This window comes from Streptomyces sp. NPDC004327 (genome assembly GCF_042873935.1).
In the GTDB taxonomy this organism is placed as follows: Bacteria; Actinomycetota; Actinomycetes; order Streptomycetales; family Streptomycetaceae; genus Streptomyces.
The window spans coordinates 566,472-591,042 of the sequence record NZ_JBIAME010000001.1 but is presented as its reverse complement, the minus strand read 5'-3'; the positions used below and the strand labels follow the sequence as shown (position 1 = coordinate 591,042).

Sequence of the window (24,571 nt, the reverse complement as noted above, 5' to 3'; positions counted from 1 at the left end):
GCGGGAGTTCCTACGGTTCCGGCGGCCGAGGCGATGAACTGCGAGGTGAGGAGAGCGTCATGACCGCTTTCGTGTTGGTGTCCGGGCCGTTCACCGGGGGGTGGGTGTGGCAGGAGGTCGTCGAGCGCCTGCGGGCCGCCGGGTGCGCGGCGTACGGGGCGAGCCTGGCCGGGACGGAAGGTTCCGGCGGGGGGCGGGAGGTGGATCTGGAGGCGCACATCGGCGACGTGGTGCGGGTGATCGACCGGATCGGCGCGGACGAGGAGGTGGTGCTCGTCGGGCACGACTACGGGATCCATCCGGTGCTCGGGGCCGCGGACCGGCGGCCGGAGCGCGTGGCGCGGGTGGTGTATCTGGACGCCGGGATGCCGGGCGACGGGGACGCGGCGCTCGCGGCCGTGCCGGACGCGGCCGCCGTCGTGGCGTCCGCGGTGGACGGTCTCGTGCCGGCTCCGCGCGGGGAGGGCTGGCTGCGGTGGGGCAGCACGGCGGGGCTGGGCGAGGCGGAGCTGGCGCGGCTCGACCGGCTGGCGGTGCCGCAGCCGCTGCGGACGCTGACCCAGCCGCTGCGGCTGACCGGCGACCCGTACGCCCGGCCGACGACGGGCGTGCTGTGCACCGCGAACGGTTCGGGGATCGCCATGGTCGAGCTGCTCGTGGCGACGGGCCCGGCACGGTACGGGGTGCTCGCCGACCCGCGCGTGGGCTTCTTCGAGCTGGACACCGGCCACTGGCCGATGCTGTCCGCGCCGGGCCCGCTCGCCGATGTGCTGCTGCGTGCGGCGGCCGACGAGGGCTACCGGCTGTCGGTGGCGGAGAGCGGGCGTCCCGGGCACCTCGGGGAGTTCCCGCTCGACGTGCCGGAGCGGCCGCGCGAGCGCCGGGGCCGGGTGGATCTGCATCTTCCGGAGGCGTCCGGGCCGCGCCCGGCGGTGCTGTTCGTGCACGGCGGGCCGGTCCCGGAGGAACAGCGGCCGACTCCGCGCGACACCCCGGTCTTCACCGGGTACGGGCGGTACGCGGCGTCGCTGGGCGTGGTCGGCGCCACGGTGGACCACCGGCTGCACGGCCTGACGGACTTTCCACGGGCGGCGGCGGACGTGGCCGGTGCGGTGGAGCTGCTGCGCGCCGATCCGCGGGTGGACGGGGAGCGGATCGCGCTGTGGTTCTTCTCGGGCGGCGGGCTGCTGTCGGCCGACTGGCTCGCCGGACCGCCGTCCTGGCTGCGCTGTGTGGCGATGACGTATCCGGTGCTCGCGCCGCCGCCGGACTGGCGGGCGGTGGATGCCCGGTTCCGGCCGGCACGGCTCGTGGGGGCGGCGAGCCCGCCGGTGGTGCTGACCCGGGTGGGCCGGGAGAACGCGGTGTTCGCGGCGACGGTCGAGGAGTTCGTGACGGCCGCCGGGAAGGCGGGGGCGGAGCTGGAGATCGTCGACGTGCCGGACGCGGGGCACGGCTTCGAGATGCTCGACCCCACGGACGGGACCCGGGCGGCCGTGGCACGGGCCATGCGTTCGGTGGTCGCCCGGCTGGAGGCCTGACGCTCCGCCACCCGCCCCCGCCGTCCCGCTACGTCGCCGCGAGGGCCCGGACCACCGCCGCGGCTATCTCCCGCTGGCCGTCGAGCGTGAGATGGACGCCGTCGTCGAGATGGCGGCCGGTGGCGGCGGGGCGGGTGTCGACCACCGGGTCCGGGCAGCTCAGCAGGAAGTTGGCGATGGCGTCGACGTCCTTGTCCGCCCAGCTCAGCCCCGCCCTGCGGAACGGTTCGAAGGCGGCGATCCGCGCCTCGTCGACCGGGGTCGGGGTGAGCCAGAGCCAGCGGGCGGAGGTGAGTTCGCGCAGCGCGAGCAGGTTGCGGCACGTCTCCGCGGCGCTGACCAGGGTGGTCTGGCCGCCGCCGGGACGCTGGACGTCGTTGGTGCCGAGCAGGCACAGCACCCGGTCGGGGCGCAGGCGGGCGAGGGCGGGCGCCTGGGTGAGGGCCTGGGTGGTGGTGCAGCCGGAGACGGAGAGGTCGACGACGGTCACGCCGTCGGGCAGCAGATGCCGCAGGATCTCCAGCCAGGACAGCCGGTCGGCGGTGGTGGACTCGCCGAGGACGGCGATCCGCTGCCCGGGCGCGAACGGCAGCCGCGCGACCGCCTCCGCGAGGCCGGGCCGTTCGCGCAGTTCCGCGGCCGCCGCCCGCGTCTCCGCTTCGAGGCCGGCGAGCCGCTGCCCGTACTGCTCCGGTGTCAGGCCGAAGAGCCCGGCGATCCGGTCCTGGTCGAGACCGGGCAGGTACGGCAGGTTGCGCTCGGGCCGCTGGAAGCGGACGAGCTTGTCGGTGAGGTGGTCGTTCATCGTCACTCCTGGGTGCCGGCACGGGCGCCGGTACGGGTACGGGGGCGGGAGCGCGGCAGCAGGAATCCGGCGGCGACCAGCCAGATCAGGCCGGGGAAGCGGGCGAGCGGCAGCAGCACCGCGGCCCCTTCCACGAGCAGGGCGAGCACCGTGAGCTGGGCGACGAACGCCACGGCGAGGCCGGCGTACGCGAACCGGCGCGGCAGCAGTCCGGCGAGCAGGCCGGGCACGGCGAGCCCGGCGACGAGCAGCCCCAGCGGGGCGACGTGGCCGGGGCCGCCGGTGAGGAAGGCCAGGTACTGGACGGTGCGGACGAGGCCGGGGTCGGCGAGCACCTCGGCGCGGGTGAGCAGCAGGCTCGCGAGGGCGGAGCCGATGAGCAGACCGGCCGCGAGCAGTCCGCCGCCGAGGGCGATGAACGTGCCGGGCGCGCGGACGCCGAGCCGCTGGAGGCGGGCGGTGACGGTGGCGGTGTAGACGGTGAGCGGGAGGGCGGCGGCGAACTGGAGCGTGGCCCCGATCCGCACGGCGCCGGCGTGGTCGCGGAACCAGGTGACGATCGGCCCGGTTTCCCCGTACGGCGAGGGGAACGGGCTGCCGCCGGCGAGCACGGCGGTCAGGACGACCCCGGCCACGAACAGCCCGGCGAAGACGGCGGCGACCACGCCGGGCGGCGGACCGCCCTGTGCCGCGGAGGCCGTCTCGCGCGGCTCGCGGGCGTCGGGCACGGCGGTCACGGTGCTCACGCGATCACCCGCCCGCCGGTGAGGTCGAGCGTGGCGCCGGTGATCCAGGAGGCGGCGTCCGAGGCGAGGTAGACGACGGCCTCGGCGACGTCCTCCGGGCGTCCGATCCGGCCGAGCGGGAAGTCGGCGGCGAGCGCGGCGAGTTGCTCGTCCGTCATGAACCGCCGCATGCGGTCGTTGAGGACGGCCGAAGGGGCGAGGCAGTTGACGCGCACGCCATGCCGGCCGACCTCGTTCGCGAGGTGCCGGGCGAGCATGACGACGCCCGCCTTGGCGACGGCGTAGGCGGCGTTGGCCCCGCTCGGCACCCGGCCGGCGGTGGACGACATCAGCACGATCGTGCCGGAGCCGCGCTCCACCATGCCGGGCAGGACGGCGGAGACGGTCAGGAAGACCGAGGTCAGGTCGGAGTCGAGGACCGCCCGCCAGCGGTCGATGCCGAGGTCCGCGGTGGGCACGGGGGCGCCCTGGCCGCCGGCGAACGGGGCCAGGATCCCGACCGGGCCCAGCTCGCGCTCGACGAGCGCGTGCAGCCGCTCGACGGCGGCGGGGTCGGTGACGTCGGCGGGGGCCGCGAGGGCGTGGCCGCCGGCGTCCGTGATGGCGGCGACGACCGAGTCGACGGCCTTGGTGTCGCGGCCGGTGACGGCGACCTTCGCGCCGTGCGCGGCGAGGGCGCGGCAGGTGGCGGCGCCGATGCCGCGCGAGCCGCCGGTGACGAGGGCGACCTTGCCGGCGAGCCCGGTGCCGGCGCCGGCACCGGGAGGAGACGTGGACGAGGGAGACGCGGATGAGGGAGATGCGGATGAGGGAGATGCGGATGTCATGAACACAATCCATTCTCTTCAGAGAACGATTCATCTCAGTGAATCGTTCTGGCCGCGTACGATAGCCCCGTGAGTACGACGAGGCAACCCACCGACGATTCCGGCGCGTCGGCCCCGCGCCCCGGGGGCACGGCCTTCCTGCTGGCCCAGATCGGGGCCCATGCGGCGGGCCGGTTCGCCGAGCGCGTCGGCGCCCTCGGCCTCACCCCGCCCGATGTGGGCCTGCTGCGGATGATCGCCACGCGGCCCGGCCTCAGCCAGAAGGCGCTCGCCACGGACCTGGGCGTGGTGCCGAGCCGGGTCGTCACGCTCATCGACCACCTGGACGGCAAGGGTCTGGTGGAGCGCCGGCGCAGCACCGAGGACCGGCGCAACCACGCGCTGCACCTCTCCCCCGACGGCCGGCGGGTCCTGGAGGAGATCGGCGAGGTGGCGGCGGAGCACGAGGCCGACATCTGTGCGGGCCTGGACGCGGCCGAACGCGACGTACTGGCCGGGCTGCTCCGGCGGGTGGCGGAGCGGCAGGGGCTCACGCCCGGCGTGCACCCCGGGTACCGGGGCCTCGCGAAGGGCATGCCGAAGGGGCGGCCCCGGTAGCCCTCGGCTCCGGAGCCGCCCCCCGTTCCAGGACGGCCGTTCAGGACGGCCGTTCAGGACGGCGTGTCAGCCCACGTGGTGCGTCAGCCCACGCGGTGCGTCAGTTGACGAACACCACCGGGCTGCCCGCCTGGCTGGTGTCCTGCACCGGCCCGTACTTCGCCGTGAAGTATCCGCTGCCCGGGCAGGTGCTCGGGCCGCTGAACTTGGCGAAGAGCTGGTCCGTGAAGGTCAGCGAGTTGTCGGTGTTGGACGGGGTGGCCGTCAGACTGCCGGCCCGGTAGACGCAGGTCGTGACGCCCAGGATCGTGTTGATCTTGAGGGTGGTCTGGATCGGGCCCGCGGCGCCCGCCGTGACCGTGAGCGAACCGCCGGACGTCACGGAGGCGCTGAACGGCAGGTTGTTCACGGTGATGCTCTGCACGCCGGTCGCGCCCGTGATGTTGGTGGTGCAGCTGCTGAGCGTGTGGGCGGTGACCGTCTCGGTGGCGGTGCCGGGCGCGGCGGGGTTGGTGTTCGCCGTGGCCGTGAAGGCCGAGGCGGAACAGGTGATGCCGGTGCTGCCGCCGGCGGTGGTGGCGATCTTCGCCTTGGTTCCCGAGGCCAGGGAGGCGGAGAGGACGTCACCGGAGGCGACCGCGGCACCGCCGGCGCTGCCGGTGGTGAGCACGTTGCCGGCCGCGGCGGTCGCGGAGGCGGACGCGGTCACCGCGAGCACGGTGGCGGCGACGGCGGCGCCGAGGGCGGCGGAGAGAGCACGCTTGTCCATGGGGGTTCCTTTCGCACGATGGCGGAGGGTGGAAGAACTCGATGGCGTGCAGGGGTGCGTGGGTGCGGGCACGCGTGGGGACACGCGGGCACGCGAGGAAGCACGGGGACGCGCCGCGCTGGGGGATCACGCACCGGACACGGGGCACGGCCGCGCGGACGGGCAGAGGCGTGCGAAGGAGCACGCCGTGCGTGCGTACGTGAGCGGTGACGTGGTGACGCGGCGGCGCCACTGAGGCGACGGTCACCACCGGGACGATCCGGCGCCACGGATCGTCGTCGGCAGCGGTGTCGCGATACGGGGTGGAGCGTAATACTCGGTGTGCGGGACGCGGCGGCGGCGCATCCCGTCCCACGGGGGTGCGGCTCCGCCGGGTCCGCCCGGACACCGAGAGGAAAACCCACGAGGGTTGTAATCCCGCCGTGTCCGTGACGTCAACAACCGCGGAGGGATGTGGCCGATGACGAGCGCTCGCGGCACCGAGGAGCGACTGGTCCTGCCGGGGGCCCGCACGGGCCGCGAGCCGGAGCGCTCGCTGCGCCCCGGCCCGCGCCGGCTGACGCCCGAGGAGGTGGCCTCGCGGCAGCGCGAGCGGCTGCTCGACGGCGTGGCCCGCACGGTCGCGGCGAACGGCTACGCGGGAGCGCGGATCAGCGACATCTGCCGGGCCGCCGGAGTGACCCGTCCGGTGTTCTACGAGCTGTTCAACGGCAAGGAGGACGCGGTGCTCGCCGCGTTCCGCGGCGGGACGCGCACGGTGGTGCGCGCCATGCAGCGGGCGTACGACGAGACCGGCGGCGCGGCGGACTGGCCGACCGCGGTCCGGGCCGGGCTGCGGGCGCTGCTCACGCTCCTCGCCGAGACGCCGGTCTTCGCGACGATGGCGGTGGAGATCGAGTGCCTGGGGCCGACAGGGCGCCGCGCCCGGGCCGAATTTCTGGCCGGATTTCGCCCGTTCTTCGCGGACGCCCCGCCGGGGCCGCCGGGGGTGGCGCGCACCGAGCTGGTGGACACGGTGGTGGGCGCGGTGTACGCGGCAGTGCACCGGGCGGTCGACGAGGACCGGTTCGCGGCCGCCGGCGACGGGCCCGGCACCGGCGCGGATCCACTCCTGGACGTGCTGGTGCACGTGGTCGTGGCGCCGTTCTCGGCCCGCGCGTGACGCCGCTCCCGGTTCGCGACTGATCGTCAACAAGCTTTTGTTACTGGGTAGTTGACGCGGTTTCTCACTACGCGTACGGTCCGAATCGGTTCCCTGCGGCACGGCTGCCTCCGCACGAGTCCGGGAAGACCCAGGTGGATGGGGGGAACCGTCCGCGCCAGGACACGCCGCGTTCTGTTTCCTCATCGATGTCAGGAGCAACGCATGGCCCTGTCCGAAAGCACCACAGGACCCGACTCCCCCGACAGACGGGGCGGGGTCCGCTACCGCCGCGCCGCCCTGATGGGCGTCCCCGCGTTCCTCGCCGCGAGCACGCTCGTGGTGCTCACCGCCCAGGGCGCGATCGCCGCCCAGTTCGCCATCTCCGGCATGCCCTTCGTCGTCGCCGCCGACTCCCTGACGGGCGAGGGCTTCGGTCAGTTCGGCGCGCTGGACAACATGGCCGAGGGCAGCCCCAACGCGGGCGACACCGGCGGCCAGGTGCTGACCATCGTGACCGCGATCCGCCACGCGAAGCTGACCAACCTGTGCCAGAGCGTGGAACTGGGCGGCACCTACCTGCACATCACCGCCGGCAACAAGGGCACCCCGGTCGAGGCGTCCGGCCTGACCACCGACTCGACCGACATCACCGGCAAGATGGCGGACTTCGACAACATCGAGATCGGCGGCGACGCCAGCAAGTTCGAGAAGCCCCCGGTCAAGGGCCCGCTGGGCTCCTTCGGCCAGCAGGCCGACACGGTGCGGCTCAACGACCTGCGGCAGGTCAACTACGCCACCACGGCGGCCCGTTTCACCCTGCCCGACCTGCACATGAACTTCAGCTCGGAGGGCTGCTGACGATGGCGGCGGGCACGGACGAGGCCCTGGCGGACGCCCCGGGGACGCCGGAGGCCGCGCCACCGGACGGCCGCCGGCACCCCTGGCGGGCGTTCCGGCGCTGGCGGCACCGGCGGCCCTTCGGGGCGGGCCTCGCCCTGACGCTCGGCGGCGCGGAGATCCTGCTCACCCAGCGGGCGAGCGTCTCGGTGATCCTCGCGGCCGGCGCGGACAGTCTCGCCGGCTACGTCCTGCCGATCATCATGCTGGTGTGCGGGCTGCTCATCGTGTTCAACCCCCGCCAGCGGCTGTTCTACTCGGTGATCGGCGTGCTCGCCTCGCTCGCCAGCTGGGTGACGTCGAACCTGGGCGGGTTCCTCGTCGGCATGCTCCTCGGCCTGGTCGGCAGCTCGCTGGCCTTCGGCTGGCTGCCCGACCGGCCGCGGCGGCGCCGCCGGTGGCTGCGCCGCGGCGACCGCGGCGAGGCGAAGACGGCAGCGGAGTAGCCAGGGCGACGAGTACCCACAAAAAAGTGGGTACTTGTCGCCCCGCCGCGCCCGGGAGAGGCTGGTCACGACCGAGGGAACGGAACGAAACAGACCGGCCCGGACCGGACCGGATCTGACCAGATCGAGAGGGAAGCGAAGGAACAGAAGCAACGTCAGGACACGGCGCGCTCCGCGGCGAGCCGGTCCAGCCTGCGGTGGCCCCATGCGGAGACCGGGGCCAGCGCCTCGGAGAGCTCGCGGCCCTCGCCGGTCAGCGAGTAGACGGTCTTCGGCGGCTTCACGTCGTGCACCTCGCGGTGCACCAGACCGTCCGTCTCCATCTCCCGCAGCGCCTGGGTCAGCACCTTCTCGCTGATCTCCGGGATCTTCCGGCGCAGTTCGCCGGGCCGGTGCGGGCCGGCCTCCAGGAGCCACAGCAGCAGGGTCTTCCACTTGCCGTCGATCACCGCGACGGCGGCGGTCACACCGCACACATCGGTGTCCCCGGCCCGCTGACGTGTCATCCGTCCCGTCCTCCGCTTCCCCGGCCGCTGCCTTCGGCCGTTCCGTTTCCCGCCCCTGCCCCATGTACAAGGGAGTTCAGCCATGTCTTCTTCCCCCCTGCCCGCATCCGCGACCGCGACGTCCGGCTCCGACGTCACCGTGCTCGGGCTCGGCCCGATGGGCCGGGCGCTGGCCGGCGCGTTCGTCGCCGCCGGCGTGCGCACGACCGTGTGGAACCGTACTCCGGGCCGGGACCGCGAGCTGGTCGAGCGCGGCGCGACCGGGGCGGCGAGCGCCGCCGAGGCGGTCGCCGCGAGTCCGCTGACCGTGGTCTGCCTGGTCAACTACGACGCCTCGGACGCGGTACTGCGCCAGGGCGACGTCACGGCGGCGCTCGAGGGCCGCACCGTGGTCAGCCTGAGCGCCGACGTCCCCGAGCGGGCCCGGGACACCGGGCGCTGGGCCGAGGAGCACGGCATCGGCTATCTCGACGGCGCCATCATGACCCCGACGCCCACCATCGGCACCCCGCACGCGGTGTTCCTGCACAGCGGGCCCGAGGAGCTGTACCGCGCGCACCGCCCGGTGCTCGACGTCCTCGGCGGCACCCACAGCTTCCTCGGCGAGGACATCGGCCGGGCCGCCGCGTTCGACATCGCGCTGCTCGACATCTTCTGGACGTCGATGGCCGGCTATGTGCACGCCCTCGCGGTGGCGGGCGCGGAGGGCGTCACACCGCGCGAACTGGCCCCGTTCGCCCAGGGCATCGGCGCGATCCTGCCGCCGCTGTTCGAGGAGTGGGCCGGGGACGTGCAGGACGGCGGCTTCACCGGCGAGGGCAACCCGCTGACCTCGGCCCTCTCCACGATGACGCACATCGTGCACACGTCCGAGGCGCACGGCATCGACGCGGGTGTGATGCGCGCGGCCGTGGGCCTGGCCCGCCGCACGGTCGCCCTCGGGCACGGCGCGGACGGCTTCTCCCGGATCGCCGAGGTCCTCGGCCGCCGCTGAGTCGCGAGGCCGCCGCCGAGTCCAGGGGTGGTCCCCGGGGCCCGTCCGGCCGTGATCCGCCGGACGCCCTTCAGGAACGCACCCGCCGCAGCGCTCCCTCCGCCCGCAGGTCGGCGAGGGTCGGGTAGCCGTCGACGGCCATCGTCAGGTCGGCCTCGGCGAGCAGGGAGCGCAGGACGTGGACGATGCCGTCGGTGCCGTCGAGGGCGAGGCCGTAGACGTAGGGGCGGCCGACGGCGACGGCGGTGGCGCCGAGGGCGAGGGCCTTGACGACGTCGGTGCCGCTGCGGACGCCGGAGTCGAAGACGACGGGCAGTCCGTCGGCGGCGACCACGTCCGGCAGGGCGTCGAGGGCGGGCAGGCCGCCGTTGGCCTGCCGGCCGCCGTGGTTGGAGCAGTAGACGCCGTCGGCGCCGCCGTCGCGGGCGCGCCGGACGTCCTCGGGGTGGCAGATGCCCTTGAGGAGGATCGGCAGATCGGTGAGCGAGCGCAGCCAGGGCAGGTCGTCCCAGGTGAGCGGGTTGCCGAAGACGCCGGTCCACTCCAGGACGGCGGCCCGCGGGTCCTCCTCGGGCGCCTTGGCGAGGCGGGCCCGGAAGACGGGGTCGGAGGTGTAGTTGGCGAGGCAGTGGCCGCGCAGCTGCGGGAAGTTGGCGCCCGCGAGGTCGCGGGGGCGCCAGCCGGTGACCCAGGTGTCGAGGGTGACGACGATGCCGCGGAAGCCGGCCGCTTCGGCGCGGTGCACCAGGCTTTCGGCGAGGGCGCGGTCGGTCGGCGTGTAGAGCTGGAAGAGGCCCGGGGTGTCGCCGAACTCGGCGGCCACGTCCTCCAGCGGGTCGACGCTCAGCGTGGACGCGATCATCGGGACGCCGGTACGGGCCGCGGCGCGGGCGGTGGCGAGGTCGCCGTGCCCGTCCTGGGCGCACAGTCCGACGACGCCTATGGGCGCCATGAGCAGCGGGGTGGGCAGCGGGATGCCGCACAGGTCGACGGTGAGGTCGCGGGCCGCCGCGCCGACCATCATCCGGGGCACCAGGCCCCAGTGCCGGAACGCCTCGGCGTTGGCGCGCTGGGTGTGTTCGTCGCCCGCGCCGCCGGCGACGTAGGACCGGACGGACGGCGGGAGGGCGGCCTCGGCGCGCTGTTCGAGGCCGGCGAAGTCCACGGGCAGCTTCGGCAGGGTGCCGAAGAGGCCGTTCAGGTAGATCTCGTTCTGGTAGTCGCCGAACCGCTGGTTCATCGTGTCCCTCGTCTTCCACGGATCATCGCGAGGGGGCGACGCTACCGCCGGGTACGGGCGGTTGGCCATGGCCCGGGACGGCGGGCCGTGTCACGCGGGCCGTACCGGGTCAGGCGGCGACGGCCGCGAGTTCCTGGCGGACCACGATCGCGTTGAGCCGGAGGGCGAAGGGCACGGTGTCGGTCATGCCGAGGGCGCCGACCCGGGCCTTGTCGAGGCCGATGGTGACGTCGACGCAGAACGCGACGGCGTAGAGATGGCCGCCGGTCTCCTCGCCTTGGAGGGCGAAGAACAGGTCCTGGTAGTAGCGGGTGCGGTCCGGGCTCTCCTCGTAGTACGAGAGGCCGGGCCGGCCCTCTTGGGCGGCCAGGCCCGTGAAGGCGTCGACGAGTTCGCGCTCGATGGTGTCCCAGAAGCTCGCCTCGGCGGCCTCGGGCGGCAGGGCCTGGCGGACCGCCTCCTTGAGGGAGAGCACCATCACCAGGACGGGAGCCTGCTCCTGGAGTCCCCAGCCGCGCACCATCCGCACGACGGTGCTGTCCGGGAGCGCCGCGGCGGCGGCGTGGATGTGCTCGAAGTCGTAGTTGACGGTGGCGGGCGCGATGGCTTCCTGGAACGCGCGGGCCAGGCCCTCCGCCTGGGCGAGATGGGCGGGGCCCACTTCGACGACCGTCTTGAAACTGCCGGCCAAGACTCCTCCTTAAACGGTTTGTTGAAAGGAGGCGTCAGTATGCCGCAGCGCGGATCGGAGGAAGATCACCGGGCCCGGAGAAACGGGCCCTGCCGTGCCGGCCCCCAGTCCTGCCGAACAGGCCCGCGGTCGTGCCCGTGCAGGCTCGCGAAAGAAGTCCGGGCCCCGCGAAAGGGGCCCGGACGAAGACAGTCCCCGGCCATCCTCGTTCGGTGCGCGGTCGTCGGTCGTCACCGACGGCTCCGTCACCGACAGGATCTGCCGGGGGCCTGGCCAGAGCCGAGAATCGGGTCACGCGGGCCTTCGGACGTCTCCGTCAGGCGGGTGCGGCTCTTTCTGGTTTTCCGGTGTAAGAACAAGACTCCTCCCTATTCGCGGCAAGTCAATACCTTCGCCATGATTGGTACGTATCGCTTGATTGGTACGTATCGCTCGCGAACGAAACGGCATGCAGGAACCATGTGCGCCTCCGTCCTCCCCCGAGGGCCGGGAGCCACCGCCTGGTCCCCCGAGACGGTGACCTCCGACCCGTACAACGCCCAGACGCCGTCGGCCGCGCTGACCGCACCCGTCACCCCCGCCGACGCGCTCTTCGTGCGCGACCACTTCTCCGTCCCGGCCGTCCGGCCCGCCGACTGGCGGCTGCGCTTCGAGGGTGCCGTGCGCACCCCGTACGCCCTCCGCTACGAGGAACTGGCCGCCCTCCCCCACACCGAGCTGGACGTGGTCGTCGAGTGCGCGGGCAACGGGCGCTCCCAGATGGTCCCGAGGCCGCCCGGACTGCCCTGGGGCCAGCGGGCCGTCGGCTGCGTCCGCTTCGCGGGCGTGCCGCTGCGGCTGCTCGCCGAGCGGGCCGGCATCGCCCCGGCGGCGGTCGAGTGCGTGTTCACCGGCGCCGACTCCGGGACCGTGCGCGGCCGCCGCGCGCCCTTCGCCCGCAGCCTCCCGCTCGCCGCCGCCCTCCACCCCCACACCCTCCTCGCCACCCGCCTCGACGGCGCGCCCCTCACCCCCGAGCACGGCGCCCCGGTGCGGCTCGTGGTGCCCGGGCACTTCGCGGTGGCGGACGTGAAATGGCTGACGGAGGTACGGGCCGTCACCGAGCCGTTCGCGGGCGTGTTCCAGGCCGAGGAGTACGTGTACGTGGACGCCGAGGGCCGGTCGGAGGGGCGGGTCGGGGCGCTCCGGGTCAAGTCGCTGATCACCGAGCCCGAGCCCGACGAGGACCTGCGGCGCGGCCGGGAGACCGTGGTGCGCGGGCACGCCTGGGCGGGCGGCGGGGTGCCGGTGCGCCGGGTCGAGGTGCGCGCGGTGCACGAGGACGAGCCGGCCGAGGCACCGGACGGCTGGCACGACGCCGAACTCGCGGCGCCCACGGGGCCGTACGCCTGGGCCGACTGGTCGTCGCGCTGGACCCTGCGCTCCCCCGGCCGCTACCGCCTGCTCGCCCGGGCGACCGACGCGCACGGCGAGATCCAGCCGCCGCACGCGCCGTGGAACGCACTCGGCTACGGCTGCAATCCGGTGGCCGCCGTCGAGGTGGTCGTGGTGTGACACGGCGCGACACGTGTCGCGCGCGCCGCGGGAGGTGAGGACATGCACGAGATCGAGGTCATGACCACGGCGTCGCTCGGCGACACCAGCTATCTCCTCGTCAGCGGCGACGAGGCCGCCCTCGTCGACCCGCAGCGGGACAGCTGGGCGCTGATGGAGCGCTGCGAGCGGCGCGGGGTGCGCATCCGGTACGCGCTGGAGACCCATGTGCACAACGACTACGTCTCCGGGGCCCTGGAGGTGCGCGCGGCGACCGGGGCCACCGTCGCCGGGCCGGCCCGGGCCCCGTACGCCTTCGAGCATCTGCCGCTGGCCGAGGACGACGAGATCACCGTCGGGGACGTCACCGTGCGGGCCATGGAGACGCCAGGCCACACCGCCGAGCACACCGCGTACCTCGTCCTGGACGATCCGGCCGGGCCGCCGGACGCCGTTTTCACCGGCGGCAGTCTGCTCGTCGGCAGCGCGGGCCGCACCGATCTGTCGGGCCCCGCGCGCACCGAGGAGCTGGCCCGCGCCCAGTACCGCTCGCTGCACCGGCTCGCGGGGCTGCCGGACGGCACCCGGGTGCTGCCGACGCACGGCGCGGGCAGTTCCTGCGCGTCCGCGCCGGTGGCCGGCGACCGGGGGCGCACGACGACGGTCGGCGCCGAGCGGCGCGGCAACCCGGCGCTCACGCCGCGCGACGAGGCCGCCTTCCTGGCGGCGCGCGCCACCGGACTGCCGCCGTATCCCGCGTACTACCGGCACATGGGCCGTCTCAACCGCTCCGGCCCCGCCGTCCTCGGCGGCCCGCCCGAGCCGCGCCGGCTGTCGCCCGCGATGGTCGCCGGGCTGGCCGGCGAGGGCGCGCAGATCGTGGACGGGCGGGGGCGCGCGGAGTTCGCGGCCGGGCACGTGCCGGGGGCGCTCGGCGAGGAGCTGGACGAACGTTTCGCGAGCCTGGTCGCGGAGGTCGTCCCGTTCGGCACCCGGCTGGTCCTCGTCCTGCCCGAGCCGGCGGCCGACGCCGCCGAGGAGGCGCTGGTGCAGCTGCTGCGGATCGGGTACGAGAACGTCGCCGGCTTCCTCGCGGGCGGCACGGACGCGTGGGCGGCGGCCGGGCGGCCGGTGCGGTCCTTCCCGACGGCGGACGCGGCGGAGCTGGCGCGGCGGCTGCGGCACGGCGAGGTGCGGGCGCTCGACGTGCGTCCGGAGCGCCCGGAGGGCGGCGTGCCCGGCACGCTCGCGATCCCGCTGGCCGAACTGCCCGCACGGGTCGGGGCGTTGCCTCGCGACCGGGAGATCTGGGCGTTCTGCGGCAGCGGGCGGCGGGCGACGGGCGCGGCGAGCCTGCTCGACCGGGCGGGCATCCCGGTGCGCGCGGTGACCCGCGGCGGCGCGGCGGACCTGGCGGGTCGTACGGGGCGCTGACCCCCAGGTCAGCCGTTCGGATGACCTGGGAGGGGCGGGAGCGGCCGGAACATGGGAGGCGGGGCGGCCCCGCCGTCCGCGATCCCGTCCGCCGTCCGCCGTCCGTCTGGAGCCCCGCCGATGCACCGACCCCGCGCCCTCGCCGTCCTGGCCGCCTCCGTCGCGCTGCTCGCGGGCTGCGCCCAGGGCGGCGGGGAGAGCGCGCGGGGCGCCGAGCGCGCGGGGGCCGCCCCGTCCGCGAGCCGGCCGGAGTCGGTCCCCGAACCCGCCGGCACCACTCCGGAGAGCACGCTCCTGGTGGCCGACTTCGGCGCGGACACGGTGAGCTTCGTCGACCCGGCGCACGGCGCGTTCGCCTCCGTGCGCGTCGGCACCGCGCCGTACGGGCTCGCGGTGGGCGCCGACGGCCGGGCCTGGGTCGCCACGGCCGAGGGCGTGGCCGTCGTGGACACCAGGGCCCGCACGCGCCTCGCGCTCGTGCCGTACCGCACCGCGACCGGTCCGGTGACCACCGGCGAGTACCGGGGCGGCGGCATGGGCATCGCGCTCTCCCCGGACGGCCGCCGGGTCTACGTCGGCGTGAACGTGCCCGGCGGCAACGGCACCCTGGAGGTCGTCGACACGGCCGCGCTGCGGGTCGTGGACCGGGTGCAGGTCGGCCGCCGCCCCTTCGACGTGGACGTCTCGCGCGACGGCCTGGAGGTGTACGCGACGAACCACGACTCCTTCGACGTCACCGTCGTCGACTCCGGCAGCCTGCGCACCCGGCGGATCGAGGTCGCCCCGTACGGCACGGCAGGCGGGCTCGGCTCCTGGCTGAAGCCGCACTACACTGCCGTGCGGCCGTCGGACGGGCGGCTCCTGCTGCCCTTCGAGGGCGAGCGGCTCGCGGTCGTCGACCCGCGCACCGGGCGCACCGAGATCCTGCCGATGACCGCCGACACCCACCAGCACGGCGTCACCATCACCCCCGACGGCACCCTCTTCGCCGTCGGCACCGGCCCGATCGACCCGGCCGTCGACCGCGGGCCCTCGCTCACCGTCCGCAAGCCCGACGGCAGCGAGCGCGTCTACCCGCTGGACGGCCCGCACGAGGACGTCGCCGTCTCTCCGGACGGCCGCACGGCCTACGTCACGGGCGGTTTCACCCGCGACGGCTACTGGGACGGCCTGACCGTCGTGAACCTGGCCGACGGCACCACGCACCGGCTGGCAGCGGGGTCGCGTCCGCTGGGCATCGCGGTGCTGTAGCCGCCCTGCACGGCCGGCGCGGCGTTGTCAGTGGCGTGGTGTTGGCTGGGGTCCGAGACCGCCCCCGTACGAGGAGACGCCCGCCATGTCCATCCCCGACCGCAACGCCCAGCCGCCCGCCGCCCAGGCGTCCCTCGGGGCGGGCGTCATCGTGACCGACGCGAGCGGGCGGGTGCTGCTCGGGCTGCACCACTCCGGCGTCTGGGAGCTGCCCGGCGGCAAGGTCGACCCGGGCGAGTCCATCGAGCAGGCGGCGGCCCGCGAGCTCGCCGAGGAGACCGCGCTGGTCGCCGACCCGTCCGACGTCTCGGTCATCGGACTGATCCTCGACACCGAGAGCTCCGCCGCGCTCACCCGGATGACGGCGGCGACGGTCGTCCGGATCCACACCGGCACGCCCACCGTCGCCGAACCCGACAAGATCGCCCGCTGGGAGTGGTTCTCCCCCGACCGCCTCCCGGCGCCGCTCTTCGTCCCGTCGGCCCAGACCCTCCGCTTCTGGCGCCCCGAACTCGACCTGCCGAAGGGCCCGTTCCACCGCTACCGGGTGGCCTGACCGCCACATTCCGCCCCGCCCATCCGGAGCTGTCGCTTCCGACTGGCCGAAACCCCTACCCTCCTGCCTGTTGATCATCGAGTCGGGCCCCGGAGCCGGGGTCCGGAAAGGGGGAGGGACCAGTGAAGAAGCGCATCGGCGCGCTGCTGGCCACCGCGTTCGCCATCACGGCGTTCGGAATCGTGGGCACGGCCTTCGCGGGCGGCGGCGACACCGCCGTCCTGGCGGGCGCGGTCGGCAACTGCCCGTAACGGGCACCCCGACCGGGGTCCCGGGCCCGGCCCTGGACCCCGGTCTCCTCACCGCTGCCACGCACACCGGCGCCCGGGCTCCGGGAAACGCCCGCGCTTCCGGCGGGTCGTGCCGGAGGGGATGGCAGGCGCGGGGGGCCGCTGCCATCATGCGGACGGGGGGATGCGCCATGGGTGAGTTCGACCGGGTGACCGTACCGCCGCCGGACGAGGCCGCGACCCACGCGGCGCGCGGGGCCGGCCTCGGCGTCTATCTGCGGGCCTTCCGGGCCCGGCACGGCGAGCGTCCGGCGGGGGCCGGCGACCGGCGGCCCGTACTCCGGCCGCTCGCGGTGCTGCTGCTGGCCGGCGGGGCCCTCGCGCTTCCGGCGATCGCCACGCGCCTGGCCGGTCCGGGCCTGGGCATCCCGCTGCTCCTGCTGCCGTTCGGGGTGTTCGGCCGGCTGCTGTGGCACTCGCTGCGCACGCCCGCGACGGCTTTACCGCCCGGCGAGTACGTGTACCTGTACGAACGGGGTCTGGTCTGTCCACGGCGGGACGGCGGCGCCCGGGCCGTGCCCTGGGGGTCGGTCACGGCGATGCACCAGGACGTGACCCGTACGTACGTCAACGGCGGCTACACCGGCACCCACTACGCCTACCGGCTGCTCACCGACGAGGCGCGCGAGGTGACCGTCACCGGGTTCGTGAACGAGGAGTCGGTGCCCCGGCCGGCCGACTCGCAGATCCGGGAGCTGGCCCAGATCGTCGTGGACGAGACGGTCCGGCGCGCGCTGGAGCCGGCGGTGACGGCGCTCGAGGCGGGCGGCCGGGTCACGTTCGGTGACGTGGCGCTCGACGGCCGGGGCATCGTGCTGCCGTCGGGCACGGCGCCGTGGGAGCGGGTGCGGCACTGCGCGTGGCGCGGGGACGGGCTCGTGGTGGTGCGGACGTCCGGCGCGGGCCGCTGGGCGCGCGAGGCGAAGCACATCCCCGACTTCCCCGTGTTCTGGGCACTGGTCAAGGAGCTGTTCCCGGACGCCCGGGAGTACCGCCGCTGACACTCCGGCGGCCGCTGTCACTCCGGCGGCCGCTGTCACTCCGTGTCACCGAGCGGGGTGGGCCGGACGTGGTTAGCGTGGCCGGTAGCGACGGGAAAGTCATCGATCGGAAGCGAGTCATCGTCATGGCCTCACGACCTGAAGGCACGCCCTGCTGGACCGACGCCATGTTCACCGATGTCGAGGGCGCGAAGGAGTTCTACGGCGACGTCCTGGGCTGGACCTTCGGCGAAGCGGCCTCGGAGTACGGGAACTACACGCAGGCGTACAAGGACGGCAAGGCGGTCGCCGCGGTGGTGCCGCCGATGCCCGGCCAGGAGGGCGAGGCGAAGTCGGCCTGGTGTCTGTACTTCGCGTCGCCGGACGTCGCCGCCACCGCCGAGAAGATCAAGGGCGCGGGCGGCACGCTGCTCATGGAGCCCATGCAGGTGGGCACGTTCGGCTCGATGTGTCTGGCGCAGGATCCGACGGGCTGTGTGTTCGGCGTCTGGCAGGCGGGCGACCACGAGGGCTTCGAGCTGCAGGGCGAGTCGGGCGGCTTCGCGTGGGCGGAGGTGTTCACGCGGGAGCCGGCGAAGGCCGACGCGTTCTACACGTCCGTCTTCGGCTTCAACTCCCAGAAGATCAAGGGCATGGACTACAAGGTCTTCGACCTCGGCGGTGAACCGCTGATCGGCCGGATGGTGATGACCGAGGAGGACTTCCCGCCGGAGATCCCCTCGTACATCCAGGTCTACTTCGGGGTCGACAACTGCGACCTGGCGTGCGAGACGGCCGAGCGGGCCGGCGGGCGCAAGGTGTTCGGGCCGATGGACAGCCCGTTCGGGCGCTTCGCGGCGCTGCTCGACCCGCAGGGTGCGGCGTTCGCGGTGATCGACGCGCGGACGAGGGTCGGCGACATGCCCGAGATGGAGTGACCGGCCGCTGGACGCGGATGCCCGGGACCACGGGGGTTCCGGGCATCCGCGCGTCGTGGGCCGGGGGCCTCGTCAGTCGCCGTCGCGGACGGCGACGATGCCGTTGAACACGCCGATGTACGCCGTGCCGTCGGGACCGATCGTGACGGGCGCCCAGTTGTTGTCATAGGCGGGGCCGGTGCCGGTGAGCCGGGACCAGGCGCGGGCGCCGGTGCGGAAGTCGACGGCCGTCAGGTACCAGGCATCGATGCCGAGCCTGTCGGGCCGCTTCTCGTAGAAGTAGAGAAGCCCGTTGGCGGTGGACAGCTTGGGCACGGTGGAGGGCGAGCGGACGTCGCTCTGCCACACGGTGTCGCAGCCGCTGCCGTCGGGGCGGACGTCGACGCGGGTGACGCCGCCGACGACGCTGCGGCCGAGGGTGAGCGAGGTGATGTTCTCGTAGCCGTAGTTGTTCTCGACGACGAGGCTGTCGCCCCAGCTGATCAGCGAGTTGTCGGTGGTGGAGGCGCCGCTGCCGAAGACCGGGACCTTGCAGACGAGCCGGTCGGCGTCGGCGACGTCGGTGCCGCGCCGGTAGACCAGCACGTTCATGCGGTCGTCGGCGTTGTCGGTGATGGCGACGTACTTCGCGCCGCCGCGGCCGAAGAGGTCGGGGGTGGTGCCGGAGCCCTGGTTCACGGAGCCCGGCTTGGTGCCGGTGCCGCGGTCGTAGGTCTGCCGCCACTGGATCCGCGGGGTGCCGTCGGCGTCGGCGCGGAAGCTGTAGAGCGCGTGGTCGGAGACGATGGAGACGCCGTCCTCGGCGACCGAGAAGGAGTTCTGGATCTCCTCGCCGTCGAGCCGGATCGCCCGCAGCGCGCCGGTGGCGGGGTCGACGGTGCCGACCCGGCCGAGGCGGGTGACCCACCAGACGCGGCCCTGCCAGTCGGGCATCACGGAGGTCACCGGGTCGCAGACGCCGCCGGGGAAGAGGTTGGTCCAGCTGACGCAGTCGTGCGGCACGAGGGAGGTCAGGTCCCAGTCGTCCTCGACCGCGAACTCCCAGGCGCCGTCGGCCTTCTGGCGGTGCGCGATGCGCAGCACGTGCTGCCGGGAGTCGGCGAGGACGACCCGGTCGCGGTCGTCGAGGTAGAAGTAGGCGCCGCCCGAGGTGTCCTTGAAGATCTTCTCGAAGTCGAGCCGGGTGACGGCCTCGACGGTGGAGGAGCGCTGCGGCAGCTTGTACTCGGCGAGGGTCGCCAGGGTGCGCGGGTCGAGCAGCTTGAGCAGGAAGCCGCTGAAGGTGCCGCAGACGGTGATCAGGCGGCCTTCGGCGTCGAAGGTGGCGGTGGCGCACTCGCCGCCGAGCGCGGCGATCTTCTCGCTGGTGACGCGAGGGTCGCGGCCGAGCGGTCCCGGGAAGGGGTAGGTGCCGCTGCCGGCGGCGTCGGCGTGCATGCCGCTGCGGCCGTTGGGCGCGAGGTACGGGTGCTGGGGCGGCGCGTCGCCGGGCACGGGCCGCGCGGTGGCGGGGGCGCCCTCGTACCTCGGCACCAGCCGGTGCCCGGGGGCGAGCGGTATCTCGCCCGCCTCGGCGACCGGGCCGGGGCCGGCGAGCACGAACAGGGTCGCGGCCACGGCGGCGACCAGCGCGCGTGCGCGGGCCGTCCGCCTGGATGGTCGGGTGGTCAATGCGGCTCCTCGGGTCCGTTCGATGGTCGCGCCGGCGGCCGACGCTAGGCCCGAGTGCCTGAGAAGTACATGGCGACGCCCCCTGTTTCACGGCCAGTTCACGTCGCGAGACGGTGGCGGGGGCGGGCCGGTTCAGGGCCGTTTTCAGGACCGGTTCACGGCCGGAAGCTGGAGACCACGTTCGCGGTGGCGGCGACCCCGTTCTGGATCGTCGGGGCCATGTTGGTGCTCGCCAGGAAGAAGCCGAGCAGCGCGCAGACCAGGGCGTGGGAGAACTTCAGGCCGCCGTTGCGGAGAAAGATCACGGCCAGGATCAGCAGTAGCAGCACCACGGAGATCGAAATGGCCATCGCGCTCACCCTCCTTGCGCCGCACCGGGATTGCGGCGTTCGGCGGACAGTGTGACGGAAGGGACGATCCGGACGGCGGCATGGCGGGGCGGCCATCCGGGTGAAGTTCCGGACCCGGCCGTTCCTCATGCCCGGCCCAGGACGTCCGCGATGCTCGGCATGCGGACGGCCTCCAGCTCCTCGTCGGCGAGCAGCGCGGCGACGAGCGCGGCGCTGCCGAAGACCTCGGTGGCGCTCAGATCCCAGTCGGTCAGCACGAACCAGGAGCCGTCGGCTGCCCACCAGTTGGCCGGGAACTGCCCCCATCCGCCGTCGCCCCGGCCCGAGCACCGGTCGTGGTGCGCGGGGGCGTCGCCGAGCCGCCCGCGCCGGGCCGGGACGGGCTCGCCGGCGTCCTCGATGGCCGCCTGTGCGGCGTGGCACTCCGTGTCCCTGCCGTCGGCGCTGTGCCGGGCGAGGACGGCCACGAGCCGGACGAGACAGTCACGGTCGATCTCCCCGGCCGACGGGCCCTCGTGGGCGTCGCGGCCGTCGATGCCCTGGAAGACCCGGTACGAGGGGGTGTGCGGCCAGTCCTCCAGGTGCCGGCCCGCACCGGCCAGGACCGTGCGCCAGCGCAGCCGCCGCGTTCCGTCGTGGATGGTGTGCAGCACCCAGCACCGGTCCTCGTAACCACCGGCGGGCTCATGGCCGAGAACCGACTCCTCCGCCTCCAGGGCGGGGCGCATGCCGCCGAGGGGATGGTCGTCGGGCAGGGGCGTCCAGGGGCAGGTCATGCCGCATTGTCTCCCCGCGCCCCCTCGCCCAGGCACGCGCGCCACTCCACCGTGCGGTCGCACCAGCGCTCCAGGAGCACCCGGTCGTGGCCGACGGCGAGCAGCCCGGCGCCGGTCTCGGCCCGGTAGGTCTCGACGGCGGCGACCAGGGCGGCCGTGGTGGAGGCGTCGAGCATCGCGGTCATCTCGTCGCAGACCAGCAGGCGGGGCCCGAGGACCAGGGCGCGGGCCAGGCAGGCGCGCTGGAGCTGGCCGTCGCTGACCTCGTGGGGGCGGCGGGTGAGCAGGTCGTCGGTGAGGCCGACGGCGGGGACGAGGGCGGCGAGGCGGGCCGGGATCGCGGCGCGGCGGCCGGTCGCGCGCAGCGGTTCGGCGATCAGTTCGGCGAGCCGCAGCCGCGGGTCGGCGGAGAGCCGGGGCTGCTGGAAGACCACCCCGACGGTGGTGCGCAGTTCGCGCGGTGCGCGGTGCCGCCAGGCCCTTACCTCCGTGCCGTCGAGCACCACCCGGCCGGCGTCGGGCCGGTGCAGCAGCGCGGCGACCCGGGCCAGCGTGGACTTGCCGCAGCCGCTGGGGCCGAGCAGTCCGACGGACTCGCCGGGTCCGACGGTGAGGTGCGCGTCGCGGAACACCGGGGTGCGGCGGGCGTATCCGGCGGTCACGGCCCGCAGTTCAAGCACGGTCGGCTCCTTCCGTGTCCTCGTCACGGTGGTGGGGGTGGTGGCAGGCGACGCCGGCCCGCGGGTCGGGGCGGACGGCGCACGCCTCGGTCGCACGGGCGCAGCGCGGGGCGAACGCGCAGCCCTCCGGCAGCTTCGACAGCTCCGGCGGCAGGCCGGGGATCGGGGTGAACTCCCGCTCGGGCAGGGCGTTCAGCAGGCCGCGGGCGTACGGGTGCCGGGGGCCGGGCCGCCCGAAGAAGCGGACCGCGGGGGCGGTCTCGACGATCCGCCCGGCGTACATCACGGCCACCCGGTCGGCCACCCGCCGGGCCGCCGCCAGGTCGTGCGTGATGAGCAGCAGCGCCTTGCCCGTGTCGACGTGCCGGCGCAGTTCGTCCGCGGTCCTCTCGACCAGCTCCCGGTCGAGGCCGGTGGTCGGCTCGTCGGCGAGCAGCACCGGCGCGTCGCCGATGAGCGCGAGCGCGGTCGCGGCGCGCTGGGCGAGGCCGCCGGACAGTTCGTGCGGATACCGGTCGAGGTGTCCGCCGGGGAACGCGGCCCGTTCCGCGGCCGCCTCGCCCGCCGCCCGCCGCTCGCGGCGGGGCGTGCCGGTCAGCGCCCGCACGGTCTCCTCCAGGTGTGCCCGCACGGTGCGCACGGGCGTGAGATGCGCGGCGGGACTCTGCGGTACGAGTGCGACGCGGCGCCCGCGTACATGGCGGGCGAGGGTGCGTTCGTCGGCGGACAGCAGGTCGAGGGACTCCCGCCCGCCCCTCTCCTCCTCCCCCGCCAGCCATGCCGTGCCCTCCGTCTCCGCGTTGCCCGGCAGCAGGCCGAGCAGTGCCGACGCCAGCACGGACTTGCCGCAGCCGCTCTCGCCGACCAGGGCCAGGCACTCGCCCGGCGCCAGGTCGAAGGCGGCGTCCGTCACGGCGGCGACGGTGCGGCCGCCGCGCAGGCGGAAGCGGACGGTGAGGTCGCGGACGCCGAGGACGGCGGCGGAGGCGCGGGCGGCGGTGACGGAGTCGAGCGCGCGCAGGATCTGGTGGTTCACAGCATCAGCTCCGAGCGGCGGCGGGGGTTGAGGCGGTCGCGCCAGGCGCCGGCGAGGCCGGCGAGGGCGAGGGTGGGGAGGATCAGGAGGAGGCCGGGGAAGAGGGTGGGCCACCAGGCGCCGGTGAGCAGGGAGGAGCGGGCGGTCTGGACGAGGTTGCCGAGGCTGGCCTGGTGGCTGGGCAGGCCCAGGCCGAGGAAGGACAGGGCGGACTCGTGCCACATGGCGTGCGGGACCATCAGAACGGCGGCGAGGCCGGCCTGCGGCAGCACGGCGGGCAGCAGGTGCCGCACGGCGATCCGCCATCGGGACGCGCCGCCGGAGATCGCGGCGTCGACGAAGGGCCGGGAGCGCAGCGAGAGCACCTCGGAGCGGACGATCCGGGCGGTGGAGAGCCAGTGGGTGAGGGCCACGGAGGCGATCACGGGCCAGACGCCGGGCCGGAACATGGCGACGACGAAGATGCCGAGCAGCAGGTGCGGCACGGATGAGAAGCCGTCGACGATCCGCATGACGAGCCGGTCGGTGCGGCCGCCGAGCGCACCGGCGGCCGCGCCGACCGCCGTGCCGGCGACGGTGGCGGCGAGGGCGGCGACCAGGCCGACGAGCAGGGAGACGCGCAGTCCGTGGACGCAGCGGAGCAGCAGGTCGCGGCCGAGGTCGTCGGTGCCGAAGGGGTGCTGCCACGACGGCGGCAGGAGTCTGCGTCCGAGGTCGACGGCCTGTTCGTCGAGCGGGACGAGCGGGGGCACGAGGAGGACGGCGAGGGCGAGGGCGCCGATGGTCAGGGCGGAGGTCCACAGCCGGAGGGAGCGCGTGCGGTCGGCGGTGCCGGGCCGGGACCTCCTACGTCCGCCCGGGCGGGTGCGGCGGGCGGTGTGTGCGGTGTCAGCCATCGAAGCCCGTCCTCGGGTCGGCGAGCCCGTACAGCAGGTCGGACAGCAGGTTGCCGAGCAGTACGGCGGCGGTCGCGAGCACGGTGAGCGCGGCGAGCAGCGGGAAGTCGACGGAGAGGGCGGCCTGGACGGTGGCGGCGGCGATGCCGGGCCAGCTGAAGACGGTCTCCACGAGGAGCGCTCCGGTGATGAGTTCGGGCACCCGGGAGCCGATGAGGGTGAGCACGGGCAGCAGGCCGGAGCGCAGGGCGTGGCCGGTGAGGACGGTGCGTTCGGCGAGTCCGCGGGCGCGGGCGCCGCGCACCGGGTCCTCCTCCAGGGCGTCGCCGACGCCCTGTCTCACGTACAGGAAGAACCAGGGCAGTTGGGAGGCGCCGAGGACGAGCGCGGGCAGCACGAGGTGCGTGGCGACCTGTCCGGCGGTGACGGTGTCGCTCGCGGTGTCGGTGAGTCCGCCGGCCGGCAGCGCGCCGAGCCGGAGGGAGAGGAACCAGATGGCGAGCAGGCCGAGCCAGAAGGCGGGGGCGGCTTCGAGGGTGTACGCGGCGGAGCTGACGGCGCGGTCGATCAGGCCGCCGCGGCGCCGGCCGGCGAGGACGCCGAGGGCGGTGCCGAGGGCGACGGCGAGGAGGAAGGCGGTGGCGGCGAGCAGGACGGACCAGCCGAGGCGTTCGGCGATGACGTCGGCGACGGGCCGGCGCATGACGGCGGAGTCGCCGAGGTCACCGCGTACGGCGTGGGTGATCCACTCCCACCAGCGGGTGAACCAGGGCCGGTCGGCACCGAGGTTGGCGCGCAGCTGGTCGAGTTCGGCCTGCGAGGCGGTGAGTCCGGCGGTGCCGGCGTAGGCCTTGACGGGGTCGAAGGGCGAGGCGGCGGCGACGGCGAAGACCGCGAGGGTGACGGCGAGGAGGACGGGGACGGCGGCGAGGGCGCGCCGGCCCGTCATCCGCGCCATGGCCCGGACGGGGACGGGA

The 24,571-nt window shown here is 74.6% G+C and carries 27 protein-coding genes; 13 read left to right on the top strand and 14 right to left on the bottom strand.

The window, feature by feature from the left end:
- The first annotated feature begins 59 nt into the window (after positions 1-59).
- Entirely contained in the window at positions 60-1,541 is a 1,482-nt protein-coding gene (locus ACFYU9_RS02585; protein ID WP_389341651.1) for an alpha/beta hydrolase, read from the top strand.
- Positions 1,542-1,569: 28 nt separating this feature from the next.
- On the opposite strand, the gene ACFYU9_RS02580 is transcribed toward ACFYU9_RS02585, so the two are convergent.
- Genes ACFYU9_RS02580 through ACFYU9_RS02570 form a run of 3 tightly spaced genes read right to left on the bottom strand, consistent with a single transcriptional unit; the run spans position 1,570 to position 3,919 of the window.
- Positions 1,570-2,346, bottom strand: coding sequence for an SGNH/GDSL hydrolase family protein (locus ACFYU9_RS02580; RefSeq protein ID WP_389341648.1), 777 nt, complete (start codon positions 2,344-2,346; stop codon positions 1,570-1,572).
- Positions 2,347-2,348: 2 nt separating this feature from the next.
- Positions 2,349-3,092 carry a hypothetical protein gene (locus ACFYU9_RS02575; protein ID WP_389210185.1) on the bottom strand — a complete coding sequence of 248 codons (744 nt, stop codon included), beginning with the start codon at positions 3,090-3,092 and terminating at the stop codon, positions 2,349-2,351.
- A complete protein-coding gene (locus ACFYU9_RS02570; protein WP_389341645.1) occupies positions 3,089-3,919 on the bottom strand; it encodes an SDR family NAD(P)-dependent oxidoreductase in 831 nt (276 codons plus the stop codon). The genes ACFYU9_RS02575 and ACFYU9_RS02570 overlap by 4 nt, the downstream gene beginning before the upstream one ends.
- 69 nt (positions 3,920-3,988) lie before the next feature.
- Here ACFYU9_RS02570 and ACFYU9_RS02565 point away from each other — a divergent pair, with 69 nt between their 5' ends.
- Positions 3,989-4,516 carry a MarR family winged helix-turn-helix transcriptional regulator gene (locus ACFYU9_RS02565; RefSeq protein ID WP_389341642.1) on the top strand — a complete coding sequence of 176 codons (528 nt, stop codon included), beginning with the start codon at positions 3,989-3,991 and terminating at the stop codon, positions 4,514-4,516.
- A 100-nt stretch (positions 4,517-4,616) separates the two neighbouring features.
- Here ACFYU9_RS02565 and ACFYU9_RS02560 read toward each other — a convergent pair whose 3' ends face one another.
- Complete coding sequence (locus ACFYU9_RS02560; protein WP_389341639.1) at positions 4,617-5,285, bottom strand: Tat pathway signal sequence domain protein; 669 nt, start codon at positions 5,283-5,285, stop codon at positions 4,617-4,619.
- A 460-nt stretch (positions 5,286-5,745) separates the two neighbouring features.
- Here ACFYU9_RS02560 and ACFYU9_RS02555 point away from each other — a divergent pair, with 460 nt between their 5' ends.
- From ACFYU9_RS02555 to ACFYU9_RS02545, 3 genes are all read left to right on the top strand, one after another.
- Entirely contained in the window at positions 5,746-6,447 is a 702-nt protein-coding gene (locus ACFYU9_RS02555) for a TetR/AcrR family transcriptional regulator (RefSeq protein ID WP_389341636.1), read from the top strand.
- Positions 6,448-6,651: 204 nt separating this feature from the next.
- The gene (locus ACFYU9_RS02550; RefSeq protein WP_389210175.1) at positions 6,652-7,287 is read left to right on the top strand and encodes a DUF6230 family protein; all 636 of its coding nucleotides are present in this window, start codon (positions 6,652-6,654) and stop codon (positions 7,285-7,287) included.
- 2 nt (positions 7,288-7,289) lie between these two features.
- Positions 7,290-7,772, top strand: a complete 483-nt coding sequence (locus ACFYU9_RS02545; RefSeq protein ID WP_389341633.1) for a DUF6114 domain-containing protein — start codon at positions 7,290-7,292, stop codon at positions 7,770-7,772.
- Positions 7,773-7,927: 155 nt separating this feature from the next.
- Here ACFYU9_RS02545 and ACFYU9_RS02540 read toward each other — a convergent pair whose 3' ends face one another.
- A complete protein-coding gene (locus ACFYU9_RS02540; RefSeq protein WP_389210171.1) occupies positions 7,928-8,278 on the bottom strand; it encodes a winged helix-turn-helix transcriptional regulator in 351 nt (116 codons plus the stop codon).
- A gap of 82 nt (positions 8,279-8,360) precedes the next feature.
- On the opposite strand from ACFYU9_RS02540, the gene ACFYU9_RS02535 reads away from it, so the two are divergent.
- Positions 8,361-9,272 (top strand): NAD(P)-dependent oxidoreductase, encoded by a 912-nt coding sequence (locus ACFYU9_RS02535; protein WP_389341629.1) that lies wholly within the window; start codon positions 8,361-8,363, stop codon positions 9,270-9,272.
- A gap of 70 nt (positions 9,273-9,342) precedes the next feature.
- On the opposite strand, the gene ACFYU9_RS02530 is transcribed toward ACFYU9_RS02535, so the two are convergent.
- The gene (locus ACFYU9_RS02530; protein ID WP_389210167.1) at positions 9,343-10,512 is read right to left on the bottom strand and encodes an alpha-hydroxy-acid oxidizing protein; all 1,170 of its coding nucleotides are present in this window, start codon (positions 10,510-10,512) and stop codon (positions 9,343-9,345) included.
- Positions 10,513-10,621: 109 nt separating this feature from the next.
- Positions 10,622-11,203 (bottom strand): Type-2Aa cytolytic delta-endotoxin, encoded by a 582-nt coding sequence (locus tag ACFYU9_RS02525; RefSeq protein WP_389210165.1) that lies wholly within the window; start codon positions 11,201-11,203, stop codon positions 10,622-10,624.
- A gap of 459 nt (positions 11,204-11,662) precedes the next feature.
- On the opposite strand from ACFYU9_RS02525, the gene ACFYU9_RS02520 reads away from it, so the two are divergent.
- The 7 genes from ACFYU9_RS02520 to ACFYU9_RS02490 all read left to right on the top strand — a co-directional run bounded on the left by ACFYU9_RS02520 (position 11,663) and on the right by ACFYU9_RS02490 (position 18,185).
- Entirely contained in the window at positions 11,663-12,757 is a 1,095-nt protein-coding gene (locus ACFYU9_RS02520) for a molybdopterin-dependent oxidoreductase (RefSeq protein WP_389210163.1), read from the top strand.
- A gap of 42 nt (positions 12,758-12,799) precedes the next feature.
- Positions 12,800-14,170, top strand: coding sequence for a rhodanese-like domain-containing protein (locus ACFYU9_RS02515; RefSeq protein ID WP_389210161.1), 1,371 nt, complete (start codon positions 12,800-12,802; stop codon positions 14,168-14,170).
- Between the two features lie 120 nt (positions 14,171-14,290).
- Positions 14,291-15,421: a hypothetical protein gene (locus ACFYU9_RS02510; protein ID WP_389210159.1), complete on the top strand. Its 1,131-nt coding sequence runs from the start codon at positions 14,291-14,293 to the stop codon at positions 15,419-15,421.
- Positions 15,422-15,506: 85 nt separating this feature from the next.
- On the top strand, positions 15,507-15,977 hold the full coding sequence (locus tag ACFYU9_RS02505) for an NUDIX hydrolase (protein ID WP_389210157.1): 471 nt from the start codon (positions 15,507-15,509) through the stop codon (positions 15,975-15,977).
- A gap of 122 nt (positions 15,978-16,099) precedes the next feature.
- Positions 16,100-16,228 (top strand): hypothetical protein, encoded by a 129-nt coding sequence (locus tag ACFYU9_RS02500; RefSeq protein ID WP_389210155.1) that lies wholly within the window; start codon positions 16,100-16,102, stop codon positions 16,226-16,228.
- A gap of 170 nt (positions 16,229-16,398) precedes the next feature.
- Entirely contained in the window at positions 16,399-17,268 is an 870-nt protein-coding gene (locus ACFYU9_RS02495; protein WP_389341626.1) for a DUF6585 family protein, read from the top strand.
- A gap of 125 nt (positions 17,269-17,393) precedes the next feature.
- Positions 17,394-18,185: a VOC family protein gene (locus ACFYU9_RS02490; protein WP_389341624.1), complete on the top strand. Its 792-nt coding sequence runs from the start codon at positions 17,394-17,396 to the stop codon at positions 18,183-18,185.
- A 72-nt stretch (positions 18,186-18,257) separates the two neighbouring features.
- Here ACFYU9_RS02490 and ACFYU9_RS02485 read toward each other — a convergent pair whose 3' ends face one another.
- From ACFYU9_RS02485 to ACFYU9_RS02455, 7 genes are all read right to left on the bottom strand, one after another.
- On the bottom strand, positions 18,258-19,802 hold the full coding sequence (locus ACFYU9_RS02485) for a hypothetical protein (protein ID WP_389342951.1): 1,545 nt from the start codon (positions 19,800-19,802) through the stop codon (positions 18,258-18,260).
- A 209-nt stretch (positions 19,803-20,011) separates the two neighbouring features.
- A complete protein-coding gene (locus ACFYU9_RS02480; protein WP_389210149.1) occupies positions 20,012-20,206 on the bottom strand; it encodes a hypothetical protein in 195 nt (64 codons plus the stop codon).
- Positions 20,207-20,331: 125 nt separating this feature from the next.
- Entirely contained in the window at positions 20,332-20,982 is a 651-nt protein-coding gene (locus tag ACFYU9_RS02475) for a hypothetical protein (RefSeq protein ID WP_389210147.1), read from the bottom strand.
- Positions 20,979-21,662 carry an ABC transporter ATP-binding protein gene (locus tag ACFYU9_RS02470; RefSeq protein ID WP_389210145.1) on the bottom strand — a complete coding sequence of 228 codons (684 nt, stop codon included), beginning with the start codon at positions 21,660-21,662 and terminating at the stop codon, positions 20,979-20,981. The genes ACFYU9_RS02475 and ACFYU9_RS02470 overlap by 4 nt, the downstream gene beginning before the upstream one ends.
- Complete coding sequence (locus ACFYU9_RS02465) at positions 21,655-22,698, bottom strand: ABC transporter ATP-binding protein (RefSeq protein WP_389210143.1); 1,044 nt, start codon at positions 22,696-22,698, stop codon at positions 21,655-21,657. Before ACFYU9_RS02465 ends, ACFYU9_RS02470 begins: the two co-directional genes overlap by 8 nt.
- Positions 22,695-23,594: an ABC transporter permease gene (locus ACFYU9_RS02460; RefSeq protein ID WP_389210141.1), complete on the bottom strand. Its 900-nt coding sequence runs from the start codon at positions 23,592-23,594 to the stop codon at positions 22,695-22,697. The genes ACFYU9_RS02465 and ACFYU9_RS02460 overlap by 4 nt, the downstream gene beginning before the upstream one ends.
- The gene (locus ACFYU9_RS02455) at positions 23,587-24,552 is read right to left on the bottom strand and encodes an ABC transporter permease (protein ID WP_389210399.1); all 966 of its coding nucleotides are present in this window, start codon (positions 24,550-24,552) and stop codon (positions 23,587-23,589) included. The genes ACFYU9_RS02460 and ACFYU9_RS02455 overlap by 8 nt, the downstream gene beginning before the upstream one ends.
- Positions 24,553-24,571 lie beyond the last annotated feature (19 nt).